This window comes from Amycolatopsis sp. WAC 01416 (assembly GCF_003947485.1).
In the GTDB taxonomy this organism is placed as follows: Bacteria; Actinomycetota; Actinomycetes; order Mycobacteriales; family Pseudonocardiaceae; genus Amycolatopsis.
In genome coordinates this window covers 447,018-470,054 of the sequence record NZ_QHHX01000005.1, presented here as the reverse complement: position 1 = coordinate 470,054, position 23,037 = coordinate 447,018, and the positions used below count along the sequence as shown (strand labels likewise).

General features: G+C 68.2%; 21 protein-coding genes. 10 read left to right on the top strand and 11 right to left on the bottom strand.

Features of this window, described 5'->3' with window-relative positions:
* Positions 1–3: 3 nt before the first annotated feature.
* Positions 4–993: a D-2-hydroxyacid dehydrogenase gene (locus tag DL990_RS19415; RefSeq protein WP_125799473.1), complete on the bottom strand. Its 990-nt coding sequence runs from the start codon at positions 991–993 to the stop codon at positions 4–6.
* Positions 994–1,091: 98 nt separating this feature from the next.
* Here DL990_RS19415 and DL990_RS19410 point away from each other — a divergent pair, with 98 nt between their 5' ends.
* Genes DL990_RS19410 through DL990_RS19400 form a run of 3 tightly spaced genes read left to right on the top strand, consistent with a single transcriptional unit; the run spans position 1,092 to position 3,343 of the window.
* Positions 1,092–1,832 (top strand): Asp/Glu/hydantoin racemase, encoded by a 741-nt coding sequence (locus DL990_RS19410; RefSeq protein WP_125788464.1) that lies wholly within the window; start codon positions 1,092–1,094, stop codon positions 1,830–1,832.
* Positions 1,833–1,876: 44 nt separating this feature from the next.
* Complete coding sequence (locus DL990_RS19405; RefSeq protein WP_125788463.1) at positions 1,877–2,647, top strand: maleate cis-trans isomerase; 771 nt, start codon at positions 1,877–1,879, stop codon at positions 2,645–2,647.
* 3 nt (positions 2,648–2,650) lie between these two features.
* A complete protein-coding gene (locus DL990_RS19400) occupies positions 2,651–3,343 on the top strand; it encodes a GntR family transcriptional regulator (protein ID WP_125788462.1) in 693 nt (230 codons plus the stop codon).
* A gap of 4 nt (positions 3,344–3,347) precedes the next feature.
* Here DL990_RS19400 and DL990_RS19395 read toward each other — a convergent pair whose 3' ends face one another.
* The 3 genes from DL990_RS19395 to DL990_RS19385 form a co-directional block, all read right to left on the bottom strand.
* Positions 3,348–3,824, bottom strand: coding sequence for a DUF4262 domain-containing protein (locus tag DL990_RS19395; RefSeq protein ID WP_125788461.1), 477 nt, complete (start codon positions 3,822–3,824; stop codon positions 3,348–3,350).
* 604 nt (positions 3,825–4,428) lie between these two features.
* A complete protein-coding gene (locus DL990_RS19390; RefSeq protein WP_125799472.1) occupies positions 4,429–5,487 on the bottom strand; it encodes a tartrate dehydrogenase in 1,059 nt (352 codons plus the stop codon).
* On the bottom strand, positions 5,484–6,947 hold the full coding sequence (locus DL990_RS19385) for an NAD-dependent succinate-semialdehyde dehydrogenase (RefSeq protein WP_125788459.1): 1,464 nt from the start codon (positions 6,945–6,947) through the stop codon (positions 5,484–5,486). Before DL990_RS19385 ends, DL990_RS19390 begins: the two co-directional genes overlap by 4 nt.
* Positions 6,948–7,035: 88 nt before the next feature.
* Between DL990_RS19385 and DL990_RS19380 the strand changes: the two genes are divergently transcribed.
* Positions 7,036–8,286, top strand: coding sequence for an aspartate aminotransferase family protein (locus DL990_RS19380; RefSeq protein WP_125799471.1), 1,251 nt, complete (start codon positions 7,036–7,038; stop codon positions 8,284–8,286).
* Positions 8,286–8,783 (top strand): DUF3830 family protein, encoded by a 498-nt coding sequence (locus tag DL990_RS19375; protein ID WP_125788457.1) that lies wholly within the window; start codon positions 8,286–8,288, stop codon positions 8,781–8,783. The genes DL990_RS19380 and DL990_RS19375 overlap by 1 nt, the downstream gene beginning before the upstream one ends.
* A 62-nt stretch (positions 8,784–8,845) precedes the next feature.
* Here the strand turns inward: DL990_RS19375 and DL990_RS19370 are convergent, their stop codons facing one another.
* Positions 8,846–9,832 carry a hypothetical protein gene (locus DL990_RS19370; RefSeq protein ID WP_125788456.1) on the bottom strand — a complete coding sequence of 329 codons (987 nt, stop codon included), beginning with the start codon at positions 9,830–9,832 and terminating at the stop codon, positions 8,846–8,848.
* A 173-nt stretch (positions 9,833–10,005) separates the two neighbouring features.
* Between DL990_RS19370 and DL990_RS19365 the strand changes: the two genes are divergently transcribed.
* Entirely contained in the window at positions 10,006–12,969 is a 2,964-nt protein-coding gene (locus DL990_RS19365; RefSeq protein WP_125788533.1) for a BTAD domain-containing putative transcriptional regulator, read from the top strand.
* On the opposite strand, the gene DL990_RS19360 is transcribed toward DL990_RS19365, so the two are convergent.
* Complete coding sequence (locus tag DL990_RS19360; protein ID WP_125799470.1) at positions 12,953–13,744, bottom strand: Calx-beta domain-containing protein; 792 nt, start codon at positions 13,742–13,744, stop codon at positions 12,953–12,955. The genes DL990_RS19365 and DL990_RS19360 overlap by 17 nt on opposite strands.
* 189 nt (positions 13,745–13,933) lie before the next feature.
* Between DL990_RS19360 and DL990_RS19355 the strand changes: the two genes are divergently transcribed.
* The gene (locus DL990_RS19355; RefSeq protein ID WP_125788454.1) at positions 13,934–15,316 is read left to right on the top strand and encodes an FAD-binding oxidoreductase; all 1,383 of its coding nucleotides are present in this window, start codon (positions 13,934–13,936) and stop codon (positions 15,314–15,316) included.
* A gap of 12 nt (positions 15,317–15,328) precedes the next feature.
* A complete protein-coding gene (locus tag DL990_RS19350; protein WP_199746470.1) occupies positions 15,329–16,882 on the top strand; it encodes an acetolactate synthase large subunit in 1,554 nt (517 codons plus the stop codon).
* A 46-nt stretch (positions 16,883–16,928) separates the two neighbouring features.
* On the opposite strand, the gene DL990_RS19345 is transcribed toward DL990_RS19350, so the two are convergent.
* The 5 genes from DL990_RS19345 to DL990_RS19325 all read right to left on the bottom strand — a co-directional run bounded on the left by DL990_RS19345 (position 16,929) and on the right by DL990_RS19325 (position 21,174).
* A complete protein-coding gene (locus DL990_RS19345; RefSeq protein ID WP_125799468.1) occupies positions 16,929–18,356 on the bottom strand; it encodes an MFS transporter in 1,428 nt (475 codons plus the stop codon).
* Between the two features lie 57 nt (positions 18,357–18,413).
* A complete protein-coding gene (locus DL990_RS19340) occupies positions 18,414–18,905 on the bottom strand; it encodes a DUF3761 domain-containing protein (RefSeq protein ID WP_233599158.1) in 492 nt (163 codons plus the stop codon).
* A 69-nt stretch (positions 18,906–18,974) separates the two neighbouring features.
* Positions 18,975–19,727 (bottom strand): SDR family NAD(P)-dependent oxidoreductase, encoded by a 753-nt coding sequence (locus DL990_RS19335; protein ID WP_125788451.1) that lies wholly within the window; start codon positions 19,725–19,727, stop codon positions 18,975–18,977.
* Between the two features lie 9 nt (positions 19,728–19,736).
* Positions 19,737–20,624, bottom strand: a complete 888-nt coding sequence (locus DL990_RS19330) for an SRPBCC domain-containing protein (RefSeq protein ID WP_125799467.1) — start codon at positions 20,622–20,624, stop codon at positions 19,737–19,739.
* On the bottom strand, positions 20,617–21,174 hold the full coding sequence (locus DL990_RS19325; RefSeq protein WP_125788449.1) for a helix-turn-helix domain-containing protein: 558 nt from the start codon (positions 21,172–21,174) through the stop codon (positions 20,617–20,619). Before DL990_RS19325 ends, DL990_RS19330 begins: the two co-directional genes overlap by 8 nt.
* A gap of 84 nt (positions 21,175–21,258) precedes the next feature.
* Between DL990_RS19325 and DL990_RS19320 the strand changes: the two genes are divergently transcribed.
* Both DL990_RS19320 and DL990_RS19315 read left to right on the top strand, forming a co-directional pair.
* A complete protein-coding gene (locus DL990_RS19320) occupies positions 21,259–22,335 on the top strand; it encodes a sensor histidine kinase (RefSeq protein WP_125799466.1) in 1,077 nt (358 codons plus the stop codon).
* The gene (locus DL990_RS19315) at positions 22,332–23,000 is read left to right on the top strand and encodes a response regulator transcription factor (protein WP_125788447.1); all 669 of its coding nucleotides are present in this window, start codon (positions 22,332–22,334) and stop codon (positions 22,998–23,000) included. The genes DL990_RS19320 and DL990_RS19315 overlap by 4 nt, the downstream gene beginning before the upstream one ends.
* Positions 23,001–23,037: the final 37 nt, after the last annotated feature.

Sequence of the window (23,037 nt, the reverse complement as noted above, 5' to 3'; positions counted from 1 at the left end):
CCCCTAACCTTGGCGAAGCGTCTCCGACGGCACGTATCCGAGCTGCTTGTCCACGACGTTGCGCAGCGGCTCCCCCGCGCGCCAGCGACGGAAGTTGTCCGCGAACACCTCTACCAGAGTATTACGCCAGCCGACGAAGTCGCCCGACATATGCGGCGAGATCAGCACGTTCTCCATAGTCCACAAAGGACTTTCAGGTGGCAGCGGCTCGGTGTCGAAGACGTCGAGCGCCGCACCTCCGAGCAAGCCGTCCCGCAAGGCGCCGACCAGGTCCGAAGTGACGACCAGTTCGCCGCGGCCGACGTTGACGAACCGCGCGCCGGGTTTCATCGCGGCGAAGGCCGCCGCGTCGAACATGCCCTTCGTCTGCTCGGTCAGCGGCGCGACCGCGACGACGTAGTCCGCCTCGGGAAGATGGCGAGCCAGGTCCGAAGAGGCGTACACGTCTCCGAAGTCGGAATCACCCTCACGAGGACGGCGTCCGACGCCCGCCACCGACATCCCGGCCGCCCGCAGCGTCCGCGCGATCGACCGGCCGATCGGCCCGGTGCCGACCACGAGCACCCGGCGACCGGAGATCCGCTCACTCTCCCGGTGCTTCCACTGCTTCCGCCGCTGCAGGTCCCACGAACGGACGAAATCCTTGGCGAACGCGAGGACGACCCCGAGGACGTACTCGGCTATCGCCCCGTCGAACACCCCCCGGGAGTTGGTGAGCACGACGTCGCTCTCCTGTAGCCCGGGGAAGAGCACGGGGTCGACGCCCGCGCTGGCGATATGCAGCCAGCGCAGCCTGTCGGCCGCGTGCCAGGCACCCGGGACGGCGGTCGACAGGAAGTCGTAGACGAAGAACGCGTCCGCACCGGATAACGCATCGGCCAACCCGGCCTCGTCGGTGTAACGAACCACCGCTTCGGCTTCGATAGCGCGCATGTCCGGTGGGCGCGTGTCTCCGCAGAGCACCGCCAGCACAGGGGTCTCCGAGGCGATCACGTTGACACCGTAAAAGTGGCTCGTATGATTGTCAACAATCCGAGGAACGACCCCCGGAGCACCGGACTGTGACTGCAGAAGTTTCCGGAGGCTGAGACTTGGATTTCGACTTACTGGAGTTCGAAGGCCCGCTGGCGCAACGCGGAATCGGCGTCATCGCCCCCTTCGACCTGGCCCTGGAACGCGAGCTGTGGCGCTGGGTGCCCATGGAGGTCTCCCTCCATCTGGCGCGGACGCCGTACGAGCCCGTCCCCGTCAGCATGGAGATGGCCCAGCTCGTCAGTGACAGCAGACATCTCGCCGCCGCCACGCGAGACGTGCTCCACGTGGAGCCCGAAGTCGTCGCCTATCTGTGCACCTCCGGAAGTTTCGTCAACGGTGTGGACTACGAACGTTCTCTGACCAAGGCGATCTGCGACGCCGGCGCCCTGGACGCCGTCACCACGTCCGGAGCGTTGGCCGAGGTCCTGCACCAGCTCGACCTGCACCGCGTCTCGGTGCTGACGCCCTACGACGGCGACCTGACCGGGAAGCTGCACGACTTCCTGGCCGAGCTCGGCGTCCGCACCGTCTCCAGCGACCATCTCGGCCTGGGCGGCGGCATCTGGAAGGTCAGCTACCGGACCATCGCCGAACGCATCCTCGCCGCCGACCACGCCGACGCGGAGGCCATCTTCGTCAGCTGCACCAACCTCCCCACCTACGATCTGATCGAGCCGCTCGAAAGCGCGCTCGGCAAACCCGTCCTCACCGCGAACCAGCTCACGATGTGGGCCTGCCTCCGGCGGATGAACCTGCCGATCGTCGGGCCCGGCAAGTGGCTGCGGGAGGTCGACTGACCTCTTCCCCTACGATTGTCGACAATCTGTCCTCCGGAGGTCCCGTGCCCATCTCGCCGCTCACCCCACCCGAGCCGCCGTCCGAGACGACCACGATCGGATTCATCTACCCCGATCACGCGGCCGAAGACGACTACCCGCTCGCGGAACAGCTCCTCGGCGGGGACATGGCCGGGATCAAGCTGCCGGTCGAGCACATCTACGGCACCGATCTGCACGCCGTACCGGAGCTGCTGGACCTCGGCAGCGAAAGCCGGCTCGCCGACGGCGCCGCGCTGCTGGCCAAACACGAACCGGACGCGGTGGTCTGGGCGTGCACCAGCGGCAGCTTCGTCTACGGCTGGGAAGGCGCCCGCGACCAGGCCGACCGGCTGGCCGCCGTCGCCGGTGTCCCGGCGTCGAGCACCTCCTTCGCCTTCGTCCACGCCGCTCAGGCCCTCGGGGTCCGGCGGGTCGCGGTCGCCGCCAGCTACCCGGACGACGTCGCCCGGCTGTTCGTCGAGTTCCTCGGCGCGGGCGGGGTCGAGGTGATCTCGATGGGCAGCGCGGACATCGACACCGCCGCCGAGGTCGGCGAGCTCAGCCCGGAAGCCGTCGTCGAGCTCGTCGTGAGCCGCGACCACCCGGCGGCCGACGCGCTGCTCGTCCCCGACACCGCCATGCGCACGCTCGGCGAGATCAACACGCTCGAGACCCGGCTCGGCAAGCCGGTGCTGACCGCCAACCAGGTCACGGTCTGGGAGGGCCTGCGGCTCACCGGGAAGTCGCCGCTCGTCCGCACACTGGGCGCGCTGTTCGGGAGAAGGGGCAACTGAACCATGTCCTTGCCGGAAATCGAGCCGGTCAGCCGGGAGTCGACCGCCGGGATCATCGCGCGCCAGTTGCGGGACGCGATCATGACCGGCGCTCTCCCTCCCGGCACCCAGCTCGGCGAAACGGATCTGGCCTCCCGGTTCCAGGTTTCGCGGGGACCGCTGCGAGAGGCGATGCAGCACCTCGTTTCCGAAGGGCTCCTGCGCAGCGAGCGGCACCGCGGCCTGTTCGTGATCGACCTCGAACCCGGCGACGTCTACGACATCTACTCGGCGCGCTCGGCCATCGAGCGTGCCGCGATGCTGCGGGCGCTGCGTGGTGACCGGGAACGGGTCGCCACCGAACTCGAACAGGCCGTGAGCGCCATGGCCGCCGCCGCGGACGACGACGATCCGACCGCGCTGTCCTGGGCCGACCTCCGGTTCCACGAAGCGCTGATCGCCGCGTCCGGCAGCAAGCGGCTCGTTCGGATGGCCCGGACCCTGCTGATCGAGACCCGGATGTGCCTCACCGCGCTGCAGGCGACCTATCAGCAGGTCGAAGAACGGGTCACCGAGCACACCAAGATCATCGAGGCCCTCCGGGCAGGCGACGAAGAGACCGCGCTGTCGCTGCTGGAAGCCCATATGGAGGACGCGGTCCAGCGACTGGCCCCGGGAACCAGCCTTCGAGTGGGCGAGGCTCCCGCGGTGCCTTGAGGATTCAGCCACGGCCCCGCGCCCCCAGCACCGGCTGCCCGCCCGTTCCACCGCGGAACTCCCTGTCCCACGGCCAATTGCCGTGCTCGTCCTCGTAGACCAATTGCAGGGCACGGAATTCCTCGCCGTACATGAGCACGGCGGTGATCAGGTGCGCCGACGGCGAACTGAGCGGAACGACCTCGAACGCCGGCCATCCCACCGCGGCGGGCAGCACCTCACCCGCTTCCGGCGGCCCCGACCGGACCACCTGCTTGGCGAAATAGTTCAGCAGCTGCCCGGATCTTCGCTCTCTCAGTCCGGTGACGACGAGTTCCGGGAGCCCGGCGTCGGTGAGCCCGACCGTGTACGCGAAACCGGGTTGGGCGCTTCCGCGCTCGACCGTCTGCACCATCCAGCCGTACTTCCGGATCAGCGGACGGACCTCCTCGATGAGGTAGTCGCTGCGGCTCTTCCCGGGGTTGTCGCAATGCCAGCACATCGGCACTCCTCCAGTCGTCGAATCCGATGATCGACACTGTGCACCGGGGCACCGACAAAAACTCGCGGCCCGGGGTGGCGCGCATGCGATGAACGGTCCTTTCGTGGCGGGTTCGCGCCGAGATTCCCTTTCAGCACACCATTTTCGCCTTTTCGAGAAAATCGGCAGGGCCGGATTCACGGCACCGACGCCCCCGATGTGGCATTGGGGACACGGAGCGGGCCGCCCGAATACCACTGCCTTACTCCACAAGGTGAAGCTGGCGTATTCCTGACCTGTCGAGTGTCGCGAAAGCCACTTTGGGGACGCCTGAGGTCTCGAAAGTGGCTTTCGCGACACGGCAGGCCAGGGTTCCCAATGTCGCGTTGGGGACGCTCAGTGTCCCTAATGCGACGTTAGCGACACCGGACCGCGGCGGCATCGAGCCCGCAACACTAGAAGCGCCACGACAGCCATAACTGCCTTAACTGCCTTAAGTACATGAAGGCCCCCTTCCTTGCGCCTAACGCAAGGAAGGGGGCCTTCATGTACTCAAACCCCACCCGAAGTCATGAATGGACCATTCATGACTTGCCGGGACTTGACACGCCCCTATGCGGATGGTTCAAGATAGAGCGGCGACCACCGCGGACCCGAGTTCGGCGGTGGTGGACTTCCCGCCGAGGTCAGGGGTCTGCACGGTCCCCTCCTCGAGAACCTTTTCCACCGCGGCGCGAACATCCTGTGCCGCAAGGGTTTCCCCGAAATGGTCGAGCAGCATCGCCCCCGCCAGGATCTGCGCCACCGGATTCGCGATGCCCTGCCCGGCGATGTCGGGAGCGCTGCCGTGTACCGCCTCGAACATGGAAGGGAACTCACCGGTCGGATTGATGTTGCCCGAAGGCGCCATTCCGAGCCCGCCCGTCACGGCCGCCGCCAGGTCGCTCAGGATGTCGCCGAAGAGATTGGAAGCGACCACGACGTCAAGCCGGTCCGGCGCCTGCACCATCCGCGCGGCGAGCGCGTCGACATGGCACTGTTCGGCGTGCACGTCCGGATACTCCGAGGAGATTTCGGCGAAGATCTCGTCCCAGAACGGCATCGAGTGGATGAGCCCGTTGGACTTGGTCGCGGAGCAGACCCGGCCCGTCCGCGTCTTCGCCAGTTCGAAGGCGTAGCGGATGATCCGCTCCACCCCGACCCGCGTGAACACGGATTCCTGTAAGACGAACTCGTTTTCCAGGCCACGATTGTGCCTGCCGCCGATCTCCGAGTACTCGCCCTCGGAATTCTCCCGGACGATCACCATCTCCAGCTCTTCGGCGCTGCGGCCCGCCAGTGCCGAAGTCGTCCCCGGCAGCAGGCGGACCGGCCGGAGGTTGACGTACTGACCGAACGCGCGCCGCACCGGAATGAGGAGACCCCACAACGACACATGGTCGGGAACGCCGGGGAAGCCGACGGCACCGAGAAAGATCCCATCGAAAGCGGAAAGCTGCTCGATACCGTCGTCGGGCATCATCGAGCCGGTCTTGGTGTACCGCTCACAACTCCAGTCGAACTCTTTCCAGGACAAGGAGAAACCATGCGATGCCGCCGCGCGGTCGAGGACTTTGCGGGCCTCGACCGTCACATCGACACCGATCCCGTCGCCGGGAATGCTCGCGATCCGATAAGAAGTCACAGAGCCACCGCGATGTACTTGGTCTCGAGGAACTCCTCGATGCCGACAGTGCCACCTTCACGACCGAGCCCGGACTGCTTGATTCCGCCGAAAGGCGCCGCCGGGTTCGAGACCAGCCCTTGGTTGAGGCCGATCATGCCGGCTTCCAACCGTTCCGAAACCCGAAGCGCCCGCTTGAGGTCGGAGGTGTACACATAGGACACTAGGCCGAACTCGGTGTCGTTCGCCGCCGCGATGGCCTCGTCCTCGCTGTCGAACGGGGTGATCGGGGCGACCGGCCCGAAGATCTCCTCCGAAGCGAGCCTGGCGTCCTTGGGCACGTCGGTGAGCACCGTGGCCTGATAGAAGTTGCCAGGACCGTCCACAGCAGACCCGCCGGTGAGGACACGCGCTCCGCGATCGGTGGCGTCGGAGACCAGGCTGCTGACCTTCTCGACGGCGGCTTCGTCGATGAGGGGGCCGACGACGACACCTTCCTCGGTGCCGCGTCCCATCGGCAGGGCTTCCATGCGCTCGGTGAGACGCCGGGAAAACTCGCCGACGATGCCTCGCTGGACATAGAAGCGGTTCGCGGCCGTGCAGGCCTCGCCGATGTTGCGCATCTTGGCGGTCATCGCGCCGTCGATCGCCGCGTCGAGGTCGGCGTCTTCGAAGACGAGGAAGGGGGCGTTACCGCCGAGTTCCATCGAGGTGCGGAGCACCTTGTCCGCGCACTGTTCCAGCAGCTTCCGCCCGACGCCGGTCGAGCCGGTGAAGGACAGCTTCCGGGCACGGCCGTCCCGGATCAGCGGCTCCATCACTCCGCCGGAGTCCGACGTCGTGAGCACGTTCAGCACGCCCTCCGGCAATCCCGCTTCGGCGAGGATCGCCGCGAGAGCCAACATCGAAAGGGGGGTCTGGGCAGCGGGTTTGATGATCATCGTGCAGCCGGCCGCGACGGCTGGGCCGATCTTGCGGGTGCCCATCGCCATGGGGAAGTTCCACGGCGTGATCAGGAGACACGGCCCGACGGGCTGCTTCGTCACCAGGAAGCGACCCGACCCGTTGGGCGCGACGGCGTAGCCGCCGTCGATCCGGACGGCCTCCTCCGCGAACCAGCGGAAGAACTCGGCCGCGTAGGTGATCTCGCCCTTCGATTCCGCGAGCGGCTTGCCCATCTCGAGCGTCATCAGCAGCGCGAGTTCGTCGGCGCGCTTGATCAGCAGTTCGTAGGCGCGGCGCAGGATTTCCCCGCGCTCACGCGGGGCGACGTTCGCCCAGTCGGCCTGTGCGGCGACGGCCGCGTCGAGTGCGCCGACACCGTCCGCCGGTGACGCGTCGGCCACCTCGCACAGGGCTTCACCTGTCGAAGGGTCGAGGACGGGGAAGGTCTTCCCGTCCGTGGCGGGCACCCACTTGCCGCCGATGAACAGTTCCTTGTCGACCGCCTTGACTACGCCGGCCTCACTGATCGAGCTCATCCCAACGCTCCTCCATGTTGTCCCGAAAGCCATGCTATGGATATTGTCAACAATCGACAACAGCTCAGCCGACCTAGGAGCGCAGCCCATGGCCCAGCTATCACCGCTGCTCAAGCAGGCAACGCCGGTCGTGGTCGACCACGGTGAAGGGGTGTACCTCTACGACACCGATGGCAAACGTCACCTGGATTTCACCGCCGGTATCGGCGTGACCAGCACCGGCCACTGTCACCCGCACGTGGTGAGCGCGGCGCGGGAGCAGATCGGCAAACTCATCCACGGGCAGTACACGACGGTCATGCACAAGCCGATGCTCGAGCTGACCGAGAAGCTGGGCGGTGTCCTTCCAGAAGGCCTGAATTCCCTCTTCTACGCGAACTCCGGCAGCGAGGCGGTCGAGGCGGCGCTCCGGCTGTCGCGGCAGGCGACCAAGCGGCCCAACGTCATCGTCTTCCAGGGCGGGTTCCACGGCCGGACCGTCGCGGCGGCGACGATGACGACGTCGGGCCCCCGGTTCAGCGCCGGTATCTCGCCGCTCATGTCCGGGGTGCACGTCGCGCCGTTCCCATATGCCTTCCACTACGGCTGGGACGAGGAGACGGCGACGAAGTTCGCCCTGCGCGAGCTCGACTACCTGTTCGCGACGGTCTGCTCGCCGAACGAGACGGCCGCGTTCTTCATCGAGCCGGTGCTCGGTGAGGGCGGGTACGTGCCGGCGAACCGCGAGTTCCTCGCCGGGCTGCGCGAACGCGCCGACAAGCACGGGATCCTGCTGGTGATGGACGAGATCCAGACCGGCTTCGGCCGGACGGGCAGGTTCTGGGGGCACGAACACTTCGGGGTGAGCCCGGACATCGTGCTCATCGCGAAGGGTCTCGCGAGCGGTTTCCCGATCTCGGGCATCGCCGCGTCGGAGGAGCTGATGGCGAAGGCGCTTCCCGGGTCGCAGGGCGGCACCTACGGCGGTAACGCGGTGGCCTGCGCGGCGGCGATCGCCACGCTGGAGGTGATCCAGCAGGAGGGGCTCGTCGAGAACGCCGCCGAACGAGGGCGCCAGCTCCTGGAAGGCGTCCGGGTGATCGCGGACAAGTCGCCGTCGATCGGCGACGTCCGCGGGCTGGGGCTGCTGGTCGGTTCCGAGTTCACCACGCCGGACGGCGAGCCGGACACCGCGAAGGCACAGGCGGCCCAGAAGGCCGCGTCCGCCAACGGGTTGCTGCTGCTGACGTGCGGGGCGTACATGAACGTCGTGCGGATGGTGCCGCCGCTGATCGTCGACTCCGAGCAGGTCGACGAGGCGCTGCGGATCTGGGGCGACGTCGTGGCGGGGGTCGCGTGATGACCCGCTACATCACGATCACGCTCGACAAGCGCGGAGTGTCCTGCCGGGCCCGGCTGCTCGACGCCGAAGCCCCGCGGACCTGCCGGGCGGTGTGGGAAGCGTTGCCGCAGAGCGGTTCGGCGTACCACGCGAAGTACGCGCGCAACGAGGTCTACACCCTCGTTCCGCCTTTCGCCGAACCGAAACCGGGCCGCGAGAACCCCACGGTGACCCCGATTCCGGGTGATGTCGTGTACTTCGGGTTCGAAGCGTGGGAAATCGGCAACCCGGCGTACGGCTACGACGAGGACAGCGAGGCTCACAGTGACCAGGGCGCGACGGATCTCGCGATCTTCTACGGCCGCAACAACCTGCTGATCAACGGCGACGCGGGCTGGGTGCCCGGGAACGTGTTCGCGACCATCGAAGAGGGACTCGCCGAAATGGCGGAAGCCGCGCAAGACCTCTGGCTGCGAGGTGTCGAGGGCGAGACGCTTTCGTTCGCACGCGCGTAAAACCCGTGGGCGGTGCGGGTTCCCCACCCCACACCGCCCACGGGCCGGCACCCCTCCCTGGCTTACTGCCGCGCTTCGCTGAGCCGGTACTCGACGCCACCGACCTCTTCGCCGCGCTGGTCGACCTGGGTCACGTGGACGGTGTACTGCCCGCCGGCCGCCTCGGCTCCGGCGGTGAAGCTCAGCTTGGCGTCCACCTGTTCGCCCGACTTGAAGGTCAAACCGCTGATCCGGGCTTGCTGCGGGTTCACGATGGCCAGCTCGGTCTCACCGACACGTTCGACGCCTTCCCCCTTCGCGCCGGCCGCCCGCCAGCGTGCGGCGAGGTCGGGGCCGAGGTCGATGGTGATCCGTCCCGGGCCGGTGAACGGCCTGCCCGGCTGCGTGAAGACGATGTCGCCGACCGCCGTGGGCTCGCGACCGTCCCAGCCGAACACGATCGGCCGGAGTACCGGTACCTTGATCTTGAACGGTACGGCGTTCACGTTGTGCCAGCCGATGTTGTTGTTGTTCCGCGCGTTCGTCGACGTGCTCAGGCCCTCGGTCGGCAGGTCCGTCGGCGAAAGCCATCGTGCCAGCAGGCAGAAGTGCGAGCCGATCGGGACCTTCCACGGGATGACGACCCGTTTGGTGCCGTAGGGCACGCTCACGTTGGTGGCCGAACCGATGTAGTTCCACTGGCTCGACCACTGGGCCACGGTGCCTTGCTTCGTGTAGTAGACCTGCAGCGTCCCCTTCTCGAGGCCGTCCCCATACGGGCCGGGGTTGTTCAGCGTGACATGAATGTAGGCGGTGCTCCCCTGGACGATCGGGTCGTCGGTCGCGCAGAGGATCGTCGCCGAGAAACACACCCGGATGTCGGGGCTGGAGTAGAGCGAACCGGTCGAGGGTTCGAACCCGACATCGGACGTGTTGTCCCGGATGAAGACGTCGCTCCGAGCCTCCGGCGCGGCCTGCACCGCCGGCGCGACACCCGCGAACAGCGTCGCGGCGGCCAAGACGGCCGAGGCGAGCAGCGTTCGGCGGCGCCGCGGATTTCTGCTGATCATGTACCCCTCCTTGGGCGAAACTGTCGACCCGTTGACCGTCGGCCAGACCGGTTGTGGCGGGGTTGTCGAGATCGTGTGCCCTAATTGGCCGATTTCGGTGGGTCTTCGCCCGGATACGCTCACCGAGGTCACTTGCCGGAGGGAGCAGGGTGCCCAGGCCAGGGGAACTGCGGGTGCTGGGCCCGGTCGAAGCGATCGGGCCCACTGGGCGGGCGGAGTTGCACGGCGCCCGCCAGCGAGCCGTGCTCGGCGTTCTCGCCCTGCACGCGGGTTCGGTCGTCGCGATCCCCCGGCTGGTCGACGTGCTCTGGGGTGAGGATCCGCCCCGCACCGCGGTGAAGACCCTGCACAGCCATGTCGCCCGGATCCGGCAGGCGCTGGAGGACTGCGGCTTCCCGCCGGTCCTGCTGACGCGCAAGCCCGGGTACGTCCTGACGGTCGCACCGTCCTCTGTCGACGCTCTTCGCTTCGAAGAGGAACTTCGTGCCGCCAAGCGGAGCAATCCCGGCCAAGCGGTGGCGGCGTTGCGTGAGGCGTTGCGGCTCTGGCGCGGCGAAGCCTTCGCAGATGCCGAGCTCGACGGCTGGGGCCAACGCGAAGTCGAACGGCTTCAGGAACTGCGGCTGTCCGCCTGGGAAGAACTCTGGGACGCCGAACTCAGGCTCGGCGAACACGAAGAAGTCCTCCGGGAGCTTCCGCGGCTTCGGGCCGAGCAGCCGTACCGCGAACGGCTCGCCGCGCTGCACATGCTCGCCTTGCATCGCTGCGGAAGGCATGCCGAGGCGTTGGAGACGTTCCGGGTCGTGCGCCGCGGACTGGCCGACGAGTTCGGCGTCGATCCAGGCCCGGAACTGGTCGAGCTGCATACGTCGATCCTGCGGCGCGCGCCCGAACTCGACGCGCCGGCGCGGGGCACCGCGCCCGCGCAACTCCCCGCCCGTGTCGGGCATTTCACCGGACGGCAGCGGGAACTCGCTTCGCTCGACAAGCTCCTCGACGGACCCGAGCCACCGGTCGTGGTCATCTCCGGTGCGGCCGGAATGGGCAAATCCGCGCTGGCCGTGCAGTGGGCGCACCTCATCGCGGACCGCTTCCCCGACGGTCAGCTCTTCCTCGACCTCGCCGGGCACGACCCGAACGAAGCACTCTCACCGGGCGACGCGCTCGCGCATTTGTCGCGTGGACTCGGTCTCCCCGACGATCGGCTGCCCGACGCGACGGCCGAACGCGCGGCGCTCTACCGCTCCTTGTTGCACGGCAGGCGTTGCGTGATCGTCGCCGACAACGCGGGTGGCGTCGACCAGATCCTCCCGCTCGTCCCCGGCACGGCGAAGGCGATGCTGATCGTCACGAGCAGGCAGACCCTGGCCGCGCTCGGAAGCAGGCACGCCGTCCGGGTGTTCGCCCTCGACGCGCTGGCCGACCCGGAGTCGATGACCCTGCTCACCCGGGTGCTGGGTGCCGAACGGGTCGCCCGCGAACCCGCGCAGGCCGCGCGGCTGGCCAGACTGTGCGACGGGATGCCGCTGGCGCTGCGGATCGCCGCCGCGCGCCTGACCGGTGAACCGGGCCGTCCGATCGCGGAACTCACCGCCGAACTGACCGGCGCCGGCAGACTGGAAACCCTTGCGGTACAAGGAGATTCCCGGACGGTCAAAACCGTTCTCGCGAGCGCCTATCTGCCGTTGGACCGTGCGCCGGCTCGGCTGTTCCGGCTGTCCGGGCTGATCCCGGGGGCGTCGTTCAGCTCGGCTCTCGGCAGCGCGCTGTGCGGGGTGCCCGTCGAAGCGGGCCGGGCCGCGGCCGTCGAACTGTCCGCAGCGCATCTGATCACCCCGGCGGGCCCGGACCGCTTTCGCCTCCACGACCTGATCCGCGAGTTCGCCGTCGGGTGCGCCCGCGCCGACGAAACGACGTCGAGCCGCGCCGAGGCCGCGGACCGGCTGATCGATTGGTATCTGCACGTGGCCGCCGAGGCGAACCGGGTCATCGACCCGAACCGCGATCTGGTCATCCCGGCGCTGCGCCACCCGCCACCCGAGCGGCCGTTCCCGGCGGAAAGGCGTTCGGCGCTGGCGTTCCTGAGTGCCGAACGCGCGAATCTGCTGCCCGTGGTGCGGTTCGCGCGCGAACACGGCCGCAACACCGCCGCCTGGCAGCTCACCTATCTGCTCACCAGCTTCTACGACACCACGGGTGGCTGGAACGAGCGGATCGGGCTCTGCCGCGAGGGGGCCGCGGCGGCGGCCGAACTCGAAGACCCCTTGGCAGAGGCGGAAATGCTGCGCGCGCTGGGTGCGGCCTACTTCATGACCCGGAGGCTGACGGACGCGCTCGAAACCAATGCCCGCGCGTTGAAGGCCGCCCGCGCGGCCGGTGATCTCGAAGGCGAAGGGCATATCTACAACAACACCGCGAACGCCTACGCCGCGCTGCGCCGGTTCGACGAGGCGATCACCGCGTACCGGCTCGCGGTCCAGCGGTGCACCTCGGCGGGCAACCGGCTCGGGCGCGCGCTGTCCCAGCGCAACCTCGGCCACGCCTACATCCGCCGCGGCCAGCCGATGGACGGCCTCAGCCCGTTGACGGACGCGCTGGAGACGTTCCGCGCACTCGGCAACGCGCGGCTGGAGGCCGCCACCCTCGACACGCTCGGCGAGGCCTACGAGGAACTCGGCGATCACGACGTCGCGCTGGACCATCTCGGCAAGGCGCTGGCCGCGTCCCGGGCGATCGGCGACCGGTGGCAGGAGTGGGAATCACTGCTGCACGCCGGCCAGGTCCACCTCGCCCGCCGGGATTTCCGGGCCGCGCGGGACGATTTCGACCAGGCGCTGCTGATCAGCCAGGACGTCGGGAACCGGCACAGTGAGGCGGCCGCGCTCGACCGGCTCGGCCGCGCCCACCTGGGGCTCGGTGATCTGGCGGCGGCGCGGGAACACCTCGAGCGTGGCGTCGCCGTCCGGGCGAGCGTCCCGGATCCGTACGAGGAGGCGCACCTGCACCGCGACCTCGGCGACCTGGAGGCGCGTTGTGGTGACACGGCCGCCGCGGCCGCCCACTGGGCTCGAGCGATCGAGCTGTACCGGCGGGCGAACGCGACGGCCGACGCCGACCTCGTCACCGGGCGGAGCTGATCACCACGGTCGAGGTCCCGTACACGAGCTTGCCCTGCGACGGCTCGAAGAATTCGACCCGCGCCTTCCCCGTTTGACCGGACAAGACCGTGAACTCGGCGTATCCCCTGGTTTCACCGGGCCGGAAGGTGACGACACCGTCCTTCACCGGCACATGAGCGGACCCTTCGGTGCGGTAGCGGATCGTGAGCGGCCCAGCGAGCCACGGGCGGGACAGCACGAGCGGCACCTTGCAGCTGGTTCCCTGCGCGAAGTTGGGCGGGATCGACCAGCAGATCTCGCCTTCCTGAGTGGTGGCGAGTGGTGGAGCCTTGGTGGCGTCGTCGTCGGCGATCCAGGCGACGCCGACGCTGTGCCCGATCCGCAGCCCCTTCTCGCCGGACAGGCGCAAGGAGAACATCTCGTCGTTCTCCACGAGGGAGTCGGCGCGGACCCTGACCGCGACGGTTCGCGTGTACGCCGTCCCGGACCAGGTCAGCGTGCCCGCACTCGGCAGGTAGTCGACGCTCTCCTTCGCGATGAACGCCGGGTCGACCGGCGAGCCGTTGCCCTCGATCGTCCGGTATTCGACCGAGCCCTGCGGCGCGCAGCCGCCATCGGCGAGCGAAACGGTGAAAAGAAGGGTTGTGTATCCGGCGCTGGTTCCCTCGGCCTGGCTGACCCCACTGACGTTGGCCACGGGAGCCGTGCAGCCCGTTTCCCCGCCTTCGGCCGCCGGAACCGCGAGCCCGAACGTGACCGCGAGCGCCGCCCCCAGCGTCGCGATCCGTCTCATCTTCGTTCCCATCGAGCGTCCACCCCTTCCGGCGGGCCGCCACGGCCCGCTGCGACATGGGTAGCCGAGTGAGGTTGTCGTGAGGTTGTGACCACCGGAGAGCAAACATGAAAATGATTCATGGCCATCCCCGTCCACGACGTACTACGCTTCGGTAACCAGGCAAAGAAGCGTGAGGAAGGGCAGTCGATGGGCGATGTTGCGGCACGGTTCGCCGAAATCGTCGGGGACGCGAACTTGCTGTCAGGCGAGGCGATCCCCGAGGACTACGCACACGACGAGGCTTTGACCACCTCCGCGCAGATACCCGCCTACCTGGCGAAACCGGGAAGCGCCGAAGAGGTCGCGGAGCTGCTCAAGGCGGCGAGCGAACACGGCGTGCCCGTCACCGCGCGAGGGTCGGGCACCGGACTTTCGGGTGGCGCGCGGCCACGCGAAGACAGCCTGGTGATCTCCTTCGAGCGAATGAACGCGGTGCTGGAGATCGACACCGAAAACCATGTCGCCGTCGTCCAGCCGGGCGTCACCTTGTCCGAATTGGACGAAAAGACCACGAAGGCCGGACTCGGCTACACCGTCTATCCCGGGGAATTGAGCGCGAGCGTCGGCGGCAATGTCGGGACGAACGCGGGCGGTATGCGCGCGGTCAAGTACGGCGTCACCCGGCACAACGTCGTGGGCCTGCAGGCCGTGCTGCCCACCGGCGAGATCATCCGGACCGGCGGCAAGACCTCGAAGGTGTCGACAGGGTACGACCTGACGCAGCTGATCATCGGCTCCGAAGGCACCCTTGCGATCGCGACCGAGGTCATCGTGAAGCTGTACCCGCGCCTGCCGCACGGCGCCACGGTGTTCGCCCCGTTCGAGACCTTCGACGAGGTGATGACCGTCGTCCCGAAGATCATCGCCAGCGGGCTCGCACCGCACATCCTCGAGTACATCGACAACCTCACGCTCGCGGCGATCAGCTACAACGAGAAGCTCAGCCTCGGTGTCCCGGACGCCATCCGTGACAAGGCGCAGGCGTATCTGGTGGTGGCGCTGGAAAATCGCGACAACGACCGGCTGCACGCAGACATCGAGGAACTCGGTGGGCTGTTGGGTGATGTCGGCGCGATGGACGTGTACGTGCTCGAAGGCGCTTCGGCGCGCAAGCTCATCGAGGCGCGTGAGAAGGCGTTCTGGACGGCCAAGGCGGCCGGCGCGGACGACGTCATCGACGTGGTGGTCCCGCGGTCCGCCATGCCCGAGTTCCTGCGCAAGGCCAGGGAAATGGCGTTGTCGCGTGAGGCGGGCGCGCTCGGTTGCGGGCACGCCGGCGACGGCAACGTCCACCTCGCCATCTTCTGCAAGGACCCGGACAAGCGGAAGCAGCTGCTGACCGACATCTTCGCGCTCGGGATGGAACTCGGCGGCGCGATCTCCGGCGAGCACGGCCTCGGGAGAGCCAAGTCGGGCTACTTCCTCGATCTGGAGGACCCGGCGAAGATCGCATTGATGCGCCGGATCAAGGAGAGCTTCGACCCGGCCGGGATCCTCAACCCCGGCGTTCTTTTCGCTGAGAGGGCTTGAAAAGTGAGTGAGATGAACGGCGCCCAGTCCCTGATCCGCACGCTCGTCGACAGCGGCGTCGACGTGTGCTTCTCGAATCCGGGCACCTCGGAGATGCACTTCGTGGCCGCGCTCGACACCGTGCCCGAGATGCGCGGCGTGCTCGGCCTGTTCGAAGGCGTCGTCACCGGTGCCGCGGACGGATACGCGCGGATCGCCGACAAGCCGGCGGCCACGCTGCTGCACCTCGGCCCCGGCCTCGGCAACGGGCTGGCGAACCTGCACAACGCGCGCCGCGCGCACACCCCGATCGTCAACGTGATCGGCGATCACGCGACCTACCACAAGCAGTACGACGCCCCGCTCGAATCGGATATCGAAGGCGTCGCAGGTTCGCTCGAAGGCTGGGTCCGCCGTTCCGAGCACACGAAGGACGTCGGTGCCGACGCCGCCGCGGCGGTGTCCGCGTCCCAGGACGCCCCCGGGCAGATCGCGACGCTGATCCTCCCCGCCGACGCGTCCTGGGGTGAGGGCGGCGAGACCTGCGCGCCCATCCCGCCGCTGATCCCGCAGGCCGTCGACGCGACGACGGTGAAGAACATCGCCGAAGTGCTGGCCGGTGGTGAACCGGTCGCGCTGCTCGTCGGCGGCAGCGGCTGCCGTGAGGCCGGCTTGCTCGCGACCAGCAGGATCGCCGCCGCGACCGGGGCGAAGGCGTTCGTCGAGACGTTCCCCGCCCGGCTCGAGCGTGGCGAGGGCCTGCCGACGATCGAGCGGCTGGGTTACCTCGCCGAGCAGGTCGCGTACCAGCTCGACGGGATCAAGCACGTGATCATCGCCGGGACGAAGGCGCCCGTGTCGTTCTTCGCCTACCCCGGCAAGGCGAGCAATCTGGTTCCCGAAGGCGCGCAGGTCCATGTGCTGGCCGAGGTCGGGCAGGACGTGCCGCGTGCCCTGAACGACGTCGCGGCCCTGGTCGCCGCCGAGACGGAGCCCGTGCTGCAGGAGGCCGCCCGGCCCGCGCTGCCGTCGGGGCCGTTGACCCCGCAGAACTGGGTCGACGTGATCGGCGCGCTGCTGCCGGAGCGCGCGATCATCGCGGACGAGGCGAACACCTCCGGTCTGCTGCTGCCCGCCGCGACCGCGGGCGCGCCCCGGCACGACGTGCTGACCCTGACCGGCGGCGCGATCGGCTACGGCATGCCGGTGGCGACCGGGGCGGCCGTCGCCGCGCCGGACCGGCCGGTGATCAACCTGCAGTCCGACGGCAGCGCGCTGTACACGATTTCGGCGTTGTGGACGCAGGCGCGGGAGAACCTCAACGTCACCACGGTCCTGCTGAACAACCGCGCGTACGCGATCCTCCGGCTGGAGTTGCAGCGGGTCGGCGCGGACGCCAACGGGCCCAAGGCGAACGAACTGCTCGACCTTTCCCGGCCCGACATGGATTTCGTCAAGATCGCCGAAGGCATGGGCGTCCCGGCGACACGGGCGACGACCGCGGAAGAGCTGGCCGAACAGTTCCAGCGCGCGCTCGCCGAGCCGGGGCCACATCTGATCGACGCGATCGTCCCGACGCTGTTCTGAGCGCGGCACCCTCCGTGCGACGTGTCTCCGCGTCGCACGGAGGGAGCTAGCGGACCGAGGTGACCAGAGGTTCTGGCTGGCGTTGCTTCGGGACGAAAGCGGTCAAGACGAGGCCCAAGAGCGCCGCCCCGGCGGCGACCACGAAGCTCAGCCGGAAACCCGCCGCGGACGGAACGGACACCCCGCCGACGGTGATCGCCAGCGACGCGAGCATGGTCGCCATCACCGCGCTGGACGTCGATGTGCCGACGGAGCGCATCAGCGAGTTCAGCCCGTTCGCGGACGCGGTTTCGGTGACCGGGACCGAACCCATGATCAGCGCGGGCATGGCCGCGTACGCGATGCCGACGCCGCCACCGATGATGATCGACGCCGTGATCAGCTCGAAAGCGTTGTCCATCAGCACGGTCGCGAAGACGTATCCGGCCGCGATGGTGGTGGCACCGACCATCAGCGTCGTACGCGGGCCGTAGCGCTCGATGAGCCGGGCCGAAACCGGCGACAGCATGAACATGACCAGCCCGTTCGGCGCCAGGCAGAGTCCGGCCTGCACCATCGTCAAGCCGAGCCCATAGCCGGTCGACCCGGGGGCCTGCAGCAGCTGCGGGAACGACAACGCCATCGAGTACAGCGCGAACCCGATCATGATCGACGCGAGGTTGGTGAACAGCACCGGCCGCCGCGCGGAGACCCGCAGGTCCACGAGCGGATCGCGGCGCCGCAATTGGTAGGCACCCCAGACCAGCAGGATCGCCACCGCCGTCCCGGCGAAGCCGAGGGTGCGGCCGCTGCCCCAGCCCCATTCGCCGCCCTTGACGATCGGCAACAGCAGGCAGACCAGCCCGACCGTCAGCCCCAGTGCTCCGAGGTAGTCGAACGGCGCTGGTGTCTTCACGGGCGACTCCGGCACGACGAACAGGATCAACAGGCCGCAAACGAGCCCGAGCCCGGCCGACGCCCAGAAGAGGACGTGCCAGTCGGCGTTCTGCGCGACCAGCGCCGATACCGGGAGACCGATGGCGCCGCCGACCCCGAGCGTCGAACTCATCACCGAGATCGCGGCGCCGACCCGTTCCGGCGCGAGTTCGTCGCGCATGATGCTGATCCCCAGTGGGATCGCGCCCATCGCACAGCCCTGCAGCCCGCGGCCGACGACCATCAGCGCGAGTGAGCTGGTCAGCGCGGACACCACCGAACCGGCGACCAGGAAACCCAGGCTGATCAGCAGCAACTTACGCTTGCCGTACAGGTCGCCGAGCCTGCCGCTCACCGGCATCACCACGGCTCCGGCGATCAGGGTCGCCGTCACCACCCACGACGCGTCGGACGGGGTCGTGTCGAGCAGCCGGGGAAACGCCGGGATGAGTGGGACGACGAGCGTCTGCATGAACGAGGCCACCAGACCGCAGGTGGCGAGCACGACGACGAAGATCCGGGGCGAAGGTGCCCGTCCGACCGGTTTCACCATGCGCATCCCATGATCCGACCTTACACAGCACCACCCTTCTCAGTGAACGGTTGACCGACGGGATCACAACCAGATTCGGACCCCACCGTGCCCGGAACAGGTACCGCGGCGATTCTGGCTGTAGCTATAGGAACCGTCCTTGCAGATGGCCGTCGCGCCGTCGGCCGCGCCCGGTCCGGTCGCCGGCCGGTGGACACAGACACCGTCGGTGTTGCGGTAGAAGTCGCTTCCGCATTCCGCCAGATTCGGCGCCTTTGCCGTCGGCGTCGTTTTCGGGCGGGTTTTCGTCGGTGCCGGCTCGACCTGCTTCGGCACGTCGACCGCGGCCGTGGTCGGCGGCACGAACTGCCGAGGTGTCGGAGTCGGCGTGGCCGTGCTCGTGGGCGGTGCCCAACTGCTGCTGGGCGTCGGCGTTATGGACGTTGTGAAAGCTGTCGAAACCGGGCCGCTCTGCGGCGTGACCCGCCCGGTGGGCGCGGTCTCGACGCCGCAGCCCCCGGCGACCAGAAGCCCGATCGCCAGCGCCATGCCCAGCTTCGTCGCTCTCTTCGGCATAACGGCCTCCCCGGCACTTGGTAGTGCCGCGTAGTCGGGAGAGCGTTCGCCGTTGTTACAGAGAGAACATCAGTCGACCATCGCGCCGCAACTGATGTTCAACGCTGTCGCCGTCATGCTGCGCGCGTGATCCGACGCGGCGAAGGCCGCCACACGGGCGACGTCATCGAGTGATGCCGTCCGCCTGAGCATCGTGGCTTCTTCCATGTCGCGGATGGCGTCGCCGAGTCCGGCGCCCGCCGGTATCGTTTCCGGGATCCCGCCGGTGCGCAGGGTGACGACACGGATGCCGCTCGGTCCGAGTTCGCACGCCAGCCCTCGCCGCAACGCCTCCATCGCGCTGAACGCGACCTGCAGCCCGCCGAGGTGGTACCCCGGCAACGGATCACCGTCGCCGCCGAACATCAGGATCACCCCGGACCCCTGCCTGATCATGTGCCGGGCTGCCGCCCGCGCCGTCAGGAAGTTCGTCCGTACCGCCGTCCGGACCGGGCTTTCGAGGTCCGCCAACGACATCTCGACCAGTGGAGTGCCCTGGACGTCGTTGTGCGTGATCACGTTCATCGAGATGTCGACACTGCCCGCCGACGAAGCCACCGAAGCGGCGTGCTCGTCGATGGCCGTTTCGTCGAGTGCGTCGAACTCCGCGGTTTCGGCTTTGCCGCCTGCGGCCCGGATTTCATCGGCAAGGGCGTCGAGCTTCTTCAGTGTGCGGCCGGTGAGGTGGACGGTCGCGCCCTCCCTGGCGAAGCCGCGGGCCACCGCGCTCCCGATTCCGCCGGCCGCCCCGTAGACGATGGCGTTCCTGCCTTCGAGCAACATCGGATCCTCCTATTTCCCATCCAGTGTGATGAGCCCTTCGGGTGTTCCCTCCAGGTGGACGTCGACCCAAATCGGGAGCCACGGGTCGACCTCGTGGAACCTGCGCAGTTCCGCCAAACCGCTGAGCCAGCCCATCCACATGCCGTACGGGGGATTCCCCTCGGAGAATCCACTTTGGACGAAGGTCAGCTTCGTGCCGCCGCCGGAGTCTTCGAGTTCCCAGGAGGCGACGATGCCGTCCTCGTACGCGAGCGACATCTTGGAATCGGGCACCAGATCGACGATCTTCGCCGGATCCGGGTCGTTCTCCAGCGAACCCATCGCCCAGCGGCCGCCGACGTGGGTCTCCGCCTCGATGCGGGCACCGAACCAGCGCGTGAACACGGTGGGGTCGGCGATCGAGGAGTAGACCTCGCCTCGCGGCGCGTCGATCCGCAGTTCTTCTTTCATCAGCGGGGAAGTGAGGTCGCAGCGGGCGGTGAGCGGCCGTCCTTCGACGTGGTCCACGAGGTTCGCGACGGACAACGCCCAGAACGTGTACATCATGCCGAGCGGCGAGCCGGGGTCGGCCAGCATCGCGGCATAGTCCGGCAAACCGGTCTGACTGAACGACAGGGAGGTCCCGCCCCCGTCCTCGGTCAGCGCGATCTCGACGACGGTCTCCGTTTCACCGAGGATCCAGGCGAACCGCAGGACCTTGCCGTCGGCCAGCAGGAGCCGCTGACGCGGACGATCACCTTCCGGCGTGTAGCGACCCCAGAATTCGTACCGGGACGGCAAATCGACTTCCCCGTACTCGGAAAGCCAGGTGCGCAGCGCCCCCGGATCGACCAGCGCTTGCCAGACCTCGTCGATCGGCGCGCGCACCCGCACCTGGAACATCGTCGGCTCAGTCATGGACATCTCCCTTCGGGTAACAGGCCACGGCGAGCTTGAAGGCGTCGCCTTCCGCTCCGCCGTAGCGGGTGAACAGATCCTGCAAAGTCGTCTTCAGTTCATCGAGGAACTCCTGGCGCCGCTCCGGCTCCACCCGGATCTCGCCGGAGACGCCGATCGACGGCAGTTCCTGCGCCGTCCTGTCGAGCGCGGCGACGTCCGACTGGACCTCCTCCATGAGGTCCACCAGGTAGCCGAGACTCAGCTCGTCCCGCGCCGCCCGCGGGCCGATCCGGCCGACCAGCCCTGGCGACAGCCAGTACGAACGCGCGCTCGCCTGGTACACGCCTTCACTGACGGCGCGCACCTTCCGCTCCGACACCTGCTTCACCAGACCGGCTTCCACCAGTCGTTTCACGTGGTAGTAGACGCGCTGCGGGGTCTGGTCCAGCACCGCCGCCACCTCGGTGCAGGACCGCGGCTCCGCCAGCTGCCGCAGGACGTCCACCCGCTGCGGTTTCAGCAACGCCTCCGCCTGCTCGAGCCGCTCGAGGTACTCCACATCCTTCACGGCCGCACATCCTTGATCACAAAAATGAGTTTGAACGTAAAAAGCTTTTTTGTCAAACGCGCCGCATCGCGCTACTCTCGTCGTGTGGCGATCCTGCGGCGGTACTCGGCGGACATCGCGATCACCGTCGCGGTGCTCGCGGGTTTTGCCGTGGCCTTCTTCGGTGACAACGCCGAGACGCCGCGCAACGCCGCCCTCGGCTGGGTCTGCGCGGTGCTCGCCTGTGCCGCACTGTTCCTGCGCCGCCGGTATCCGCTCCCCGTCGCGATCTTCACCGCGGTCTGCTGCGCGATCTACTATCCGAACACCGATCCCGACGGGTTCGTGCTGCTCGCCTTCGCCTTCGCGCTGTACAACAACGCCTCCACCGGGCGGATACGCAGCGCGGCGGTCGTCGCGGCGGCCTCGATGGGCGGCGTCGCGATCGGCGAGTCACGGGCCGGCGCCTCACGGCAGGTGGACGACTTCGCGTTCCTGCTGATGGCGGGCTGGTTCATCGCGCTGGTCGCGGTCGGAGCCGTGACGTACTACCGCCGCGAAGCCGAGCGCACCAAGGAGGCCGAGGCGCGGCGAAGGGCAGCCGACGAGCGGCTCCGGATCGCCCGCGAACTGCACGACGTCCTCGGCCACAACCTCGCACTCATCAACGTCCAGGCGGGTGCCGCACTGCACGGCAAGGATCCGGCGAAATCCGAGGAGGCGCTGGCCACGATCAAACAGACCAGCAAGGAGGCGTTGCGCGAACTCCGCGCCACCTTGGGCATGCTGCGGCAGGCGGACACACCGAGCCTGGCCAGGGTCGCCGAATTGGCGGAGGCCGCGGGCGCGCACGGGCTGACCGTCCGGACCGAGATCGACGGTAAGGCGACGGAGCTGCCGCCCGACGTCGAACACGCCGCCTTCCGCGTCGTCCAGGAGGCGCTGACCAACGTCGCGCGCCACGCCGCCGCGAACACCGTCGTGGTGCGGATCGGCTACACACCCCATGATGTGTCCGTGCAGATCGACGACGACGGCCGGGGAGGCGCGGCGAAACCCGGCAACGGGATCCGCGGTATGACCGAACGGGCCGAGGCACTCGGCGGTGAGCTCACCGCCGCCGCGCGCGAAGACGGCGGATTCCGGGTGCGTGCCCGGCTTCCTTTGCGGGTGGGGAAATGATCCGGGTCCTGCTCGTCGACGACCAGCGGCTGGTCCGCGCCGGGTTCAAATCCATTTTGGACGGTGAACCCGACATCACCGTGGTCGCCGAAGCGGCCGACGGGCGTGAGTCCCTCGAAGCAGCGCGCGAACACAAACCCGACGTCGTCCTGATGGACATCCGGATGCCGGTGATGGACGGGCTCACCGCGACCCGGCATCTGCTCGAAGATCCGGCGCTGACCGGGACCAGGGTCGTCATCCTCACCACCTTCGACCTCGACGAAGACGTCTACGGCGCACTGCGCGCCGGTGCCAGCGGGTTCCTGGTCAAGGACACCGAACCGGAGGAACTGATCCGCGGTGTCCGCGTGGTCGCCGGGGGCGACGCGCTGCTCGCGCCGTCGATCACCCGCCGCCTGATCGCCGAATTCGCCGGCCGGGTCGCCAGGCCCGGCCCCTCACCCACCCTGAACCGGCTCACGGAAAGGGAACGCGAAGTGATGAGCCTTGTCGCGGCCGGCCTGTCCAACGACGAGATCGCGAAGGAACTCGTGCTCAGCCCGGCGACGGCGAAGACGCACGTCAGCCGGATCATGACCAAAGTGGACGTCCGTGATCGCGCGCAACTCGTCGTGCTCGCCTACGAATCGGGCATGGTCACCCCTCGCTGGTTGACCCCGTGACCACAACCCCGGTAGTACGGGAGGAGCCTTAGGGGTA

Coding starts and splice junctions, on each gene's coding strand:
- DL990_RS19350 (WP_199746470.1), top strand. CDS start 15,329: ATGAACGGCGCCCAGTCCCTGATCCGCACGCTCGTCGACAGCGGCGTC.
- DL990_RS19345 (WP_125799468.1), bottom strand. CDS start 18,356: ATGCGCATGGTGAAACCGGTCGGACGGGCACCTTCGCCCCGGATCTTC.
- DL990_RS19330 (WP_125799467.1), bottom strand. CDS start 20,624: ATGACTGAGCCGACGATGTTCCAGGTGCGGGTGCGCGCGCCGATCGAC.
- DL990_RS19355 (WP_125788454.1), top strand. CDS start 13,934: ATGGGCGATGTTGCGGCACGGTTCGCCGAAATCGTCGGGGACGCGAAC.
- DL990_RS19375 (WP_125788457.1), top strand. CDS start 8,286: ATGACCCGCTACATCACGATCACGCTCGACAAGCGCGGAGTGTCCTGC.
- DL990_RS19335 (WP_125788451.1), bottom strand. CDS start 19,727: ATGTTGCTCGAAGGCAGGAACGCCATCGTCTACGGGGCGGCCGGCGGA.
- DL990_RS19370 (WP_125788456.1), bottom strand. CDS start 9,832: ATGATCAGCAGAAATCCGCGGCGCCGCCGAACGCTGCTCGCCTCGGCC.
- DL990_RS19340 (WP_233599158.1), bottom strand. CDS start 18,905: ATGCCGAAGAGAGCGACGAAGCTGGGCATGGCGCTGGCGATCGGGCTT.
- DL990_RS19385 (WP_125788459.1), bottom strand. CDS start 6,947: ATGAGCTCGATCAGTGAGGCCGGCGTAGTCAAGGCGGTCGACAAGGAA.
- DL990_RS19360 (WP_125799470.1), bottom strand. CDS start 13,744: ATGAGACGGATCGCGACGCTGGGGGCGGCGCTCGCGGTCACGTTCGGG.
- DL990_RS19395 (WP_125788461.1), bottom strand. CDS start 3,824: ATGTGCTGGCATTGCGACAACCCCGGGAAGAGCCGCAGCGACTACCTC.
- DL990_RS19315 (WP_125788447.1), top strand. CDS start 22,332: ATGATCCGGGTCCTGCTCGTCGACGACCAGCGGCTGGTCCGCGCCGGG.
- DL990_RS19400 (WP_125788462.1), top strand. CDS start 2,651: ATGTCCTTGCCGGAAATCGAGCCGGTCAGCCGGGAGTCGACCGCCGGG.
- DL990_RS19380 (WP_125799471.1), top strand. CDS start 7,036: ATGGCCCAGCTATCACCGCTGCTCAAGCAGGCAACGCCGGTCGTGGTC.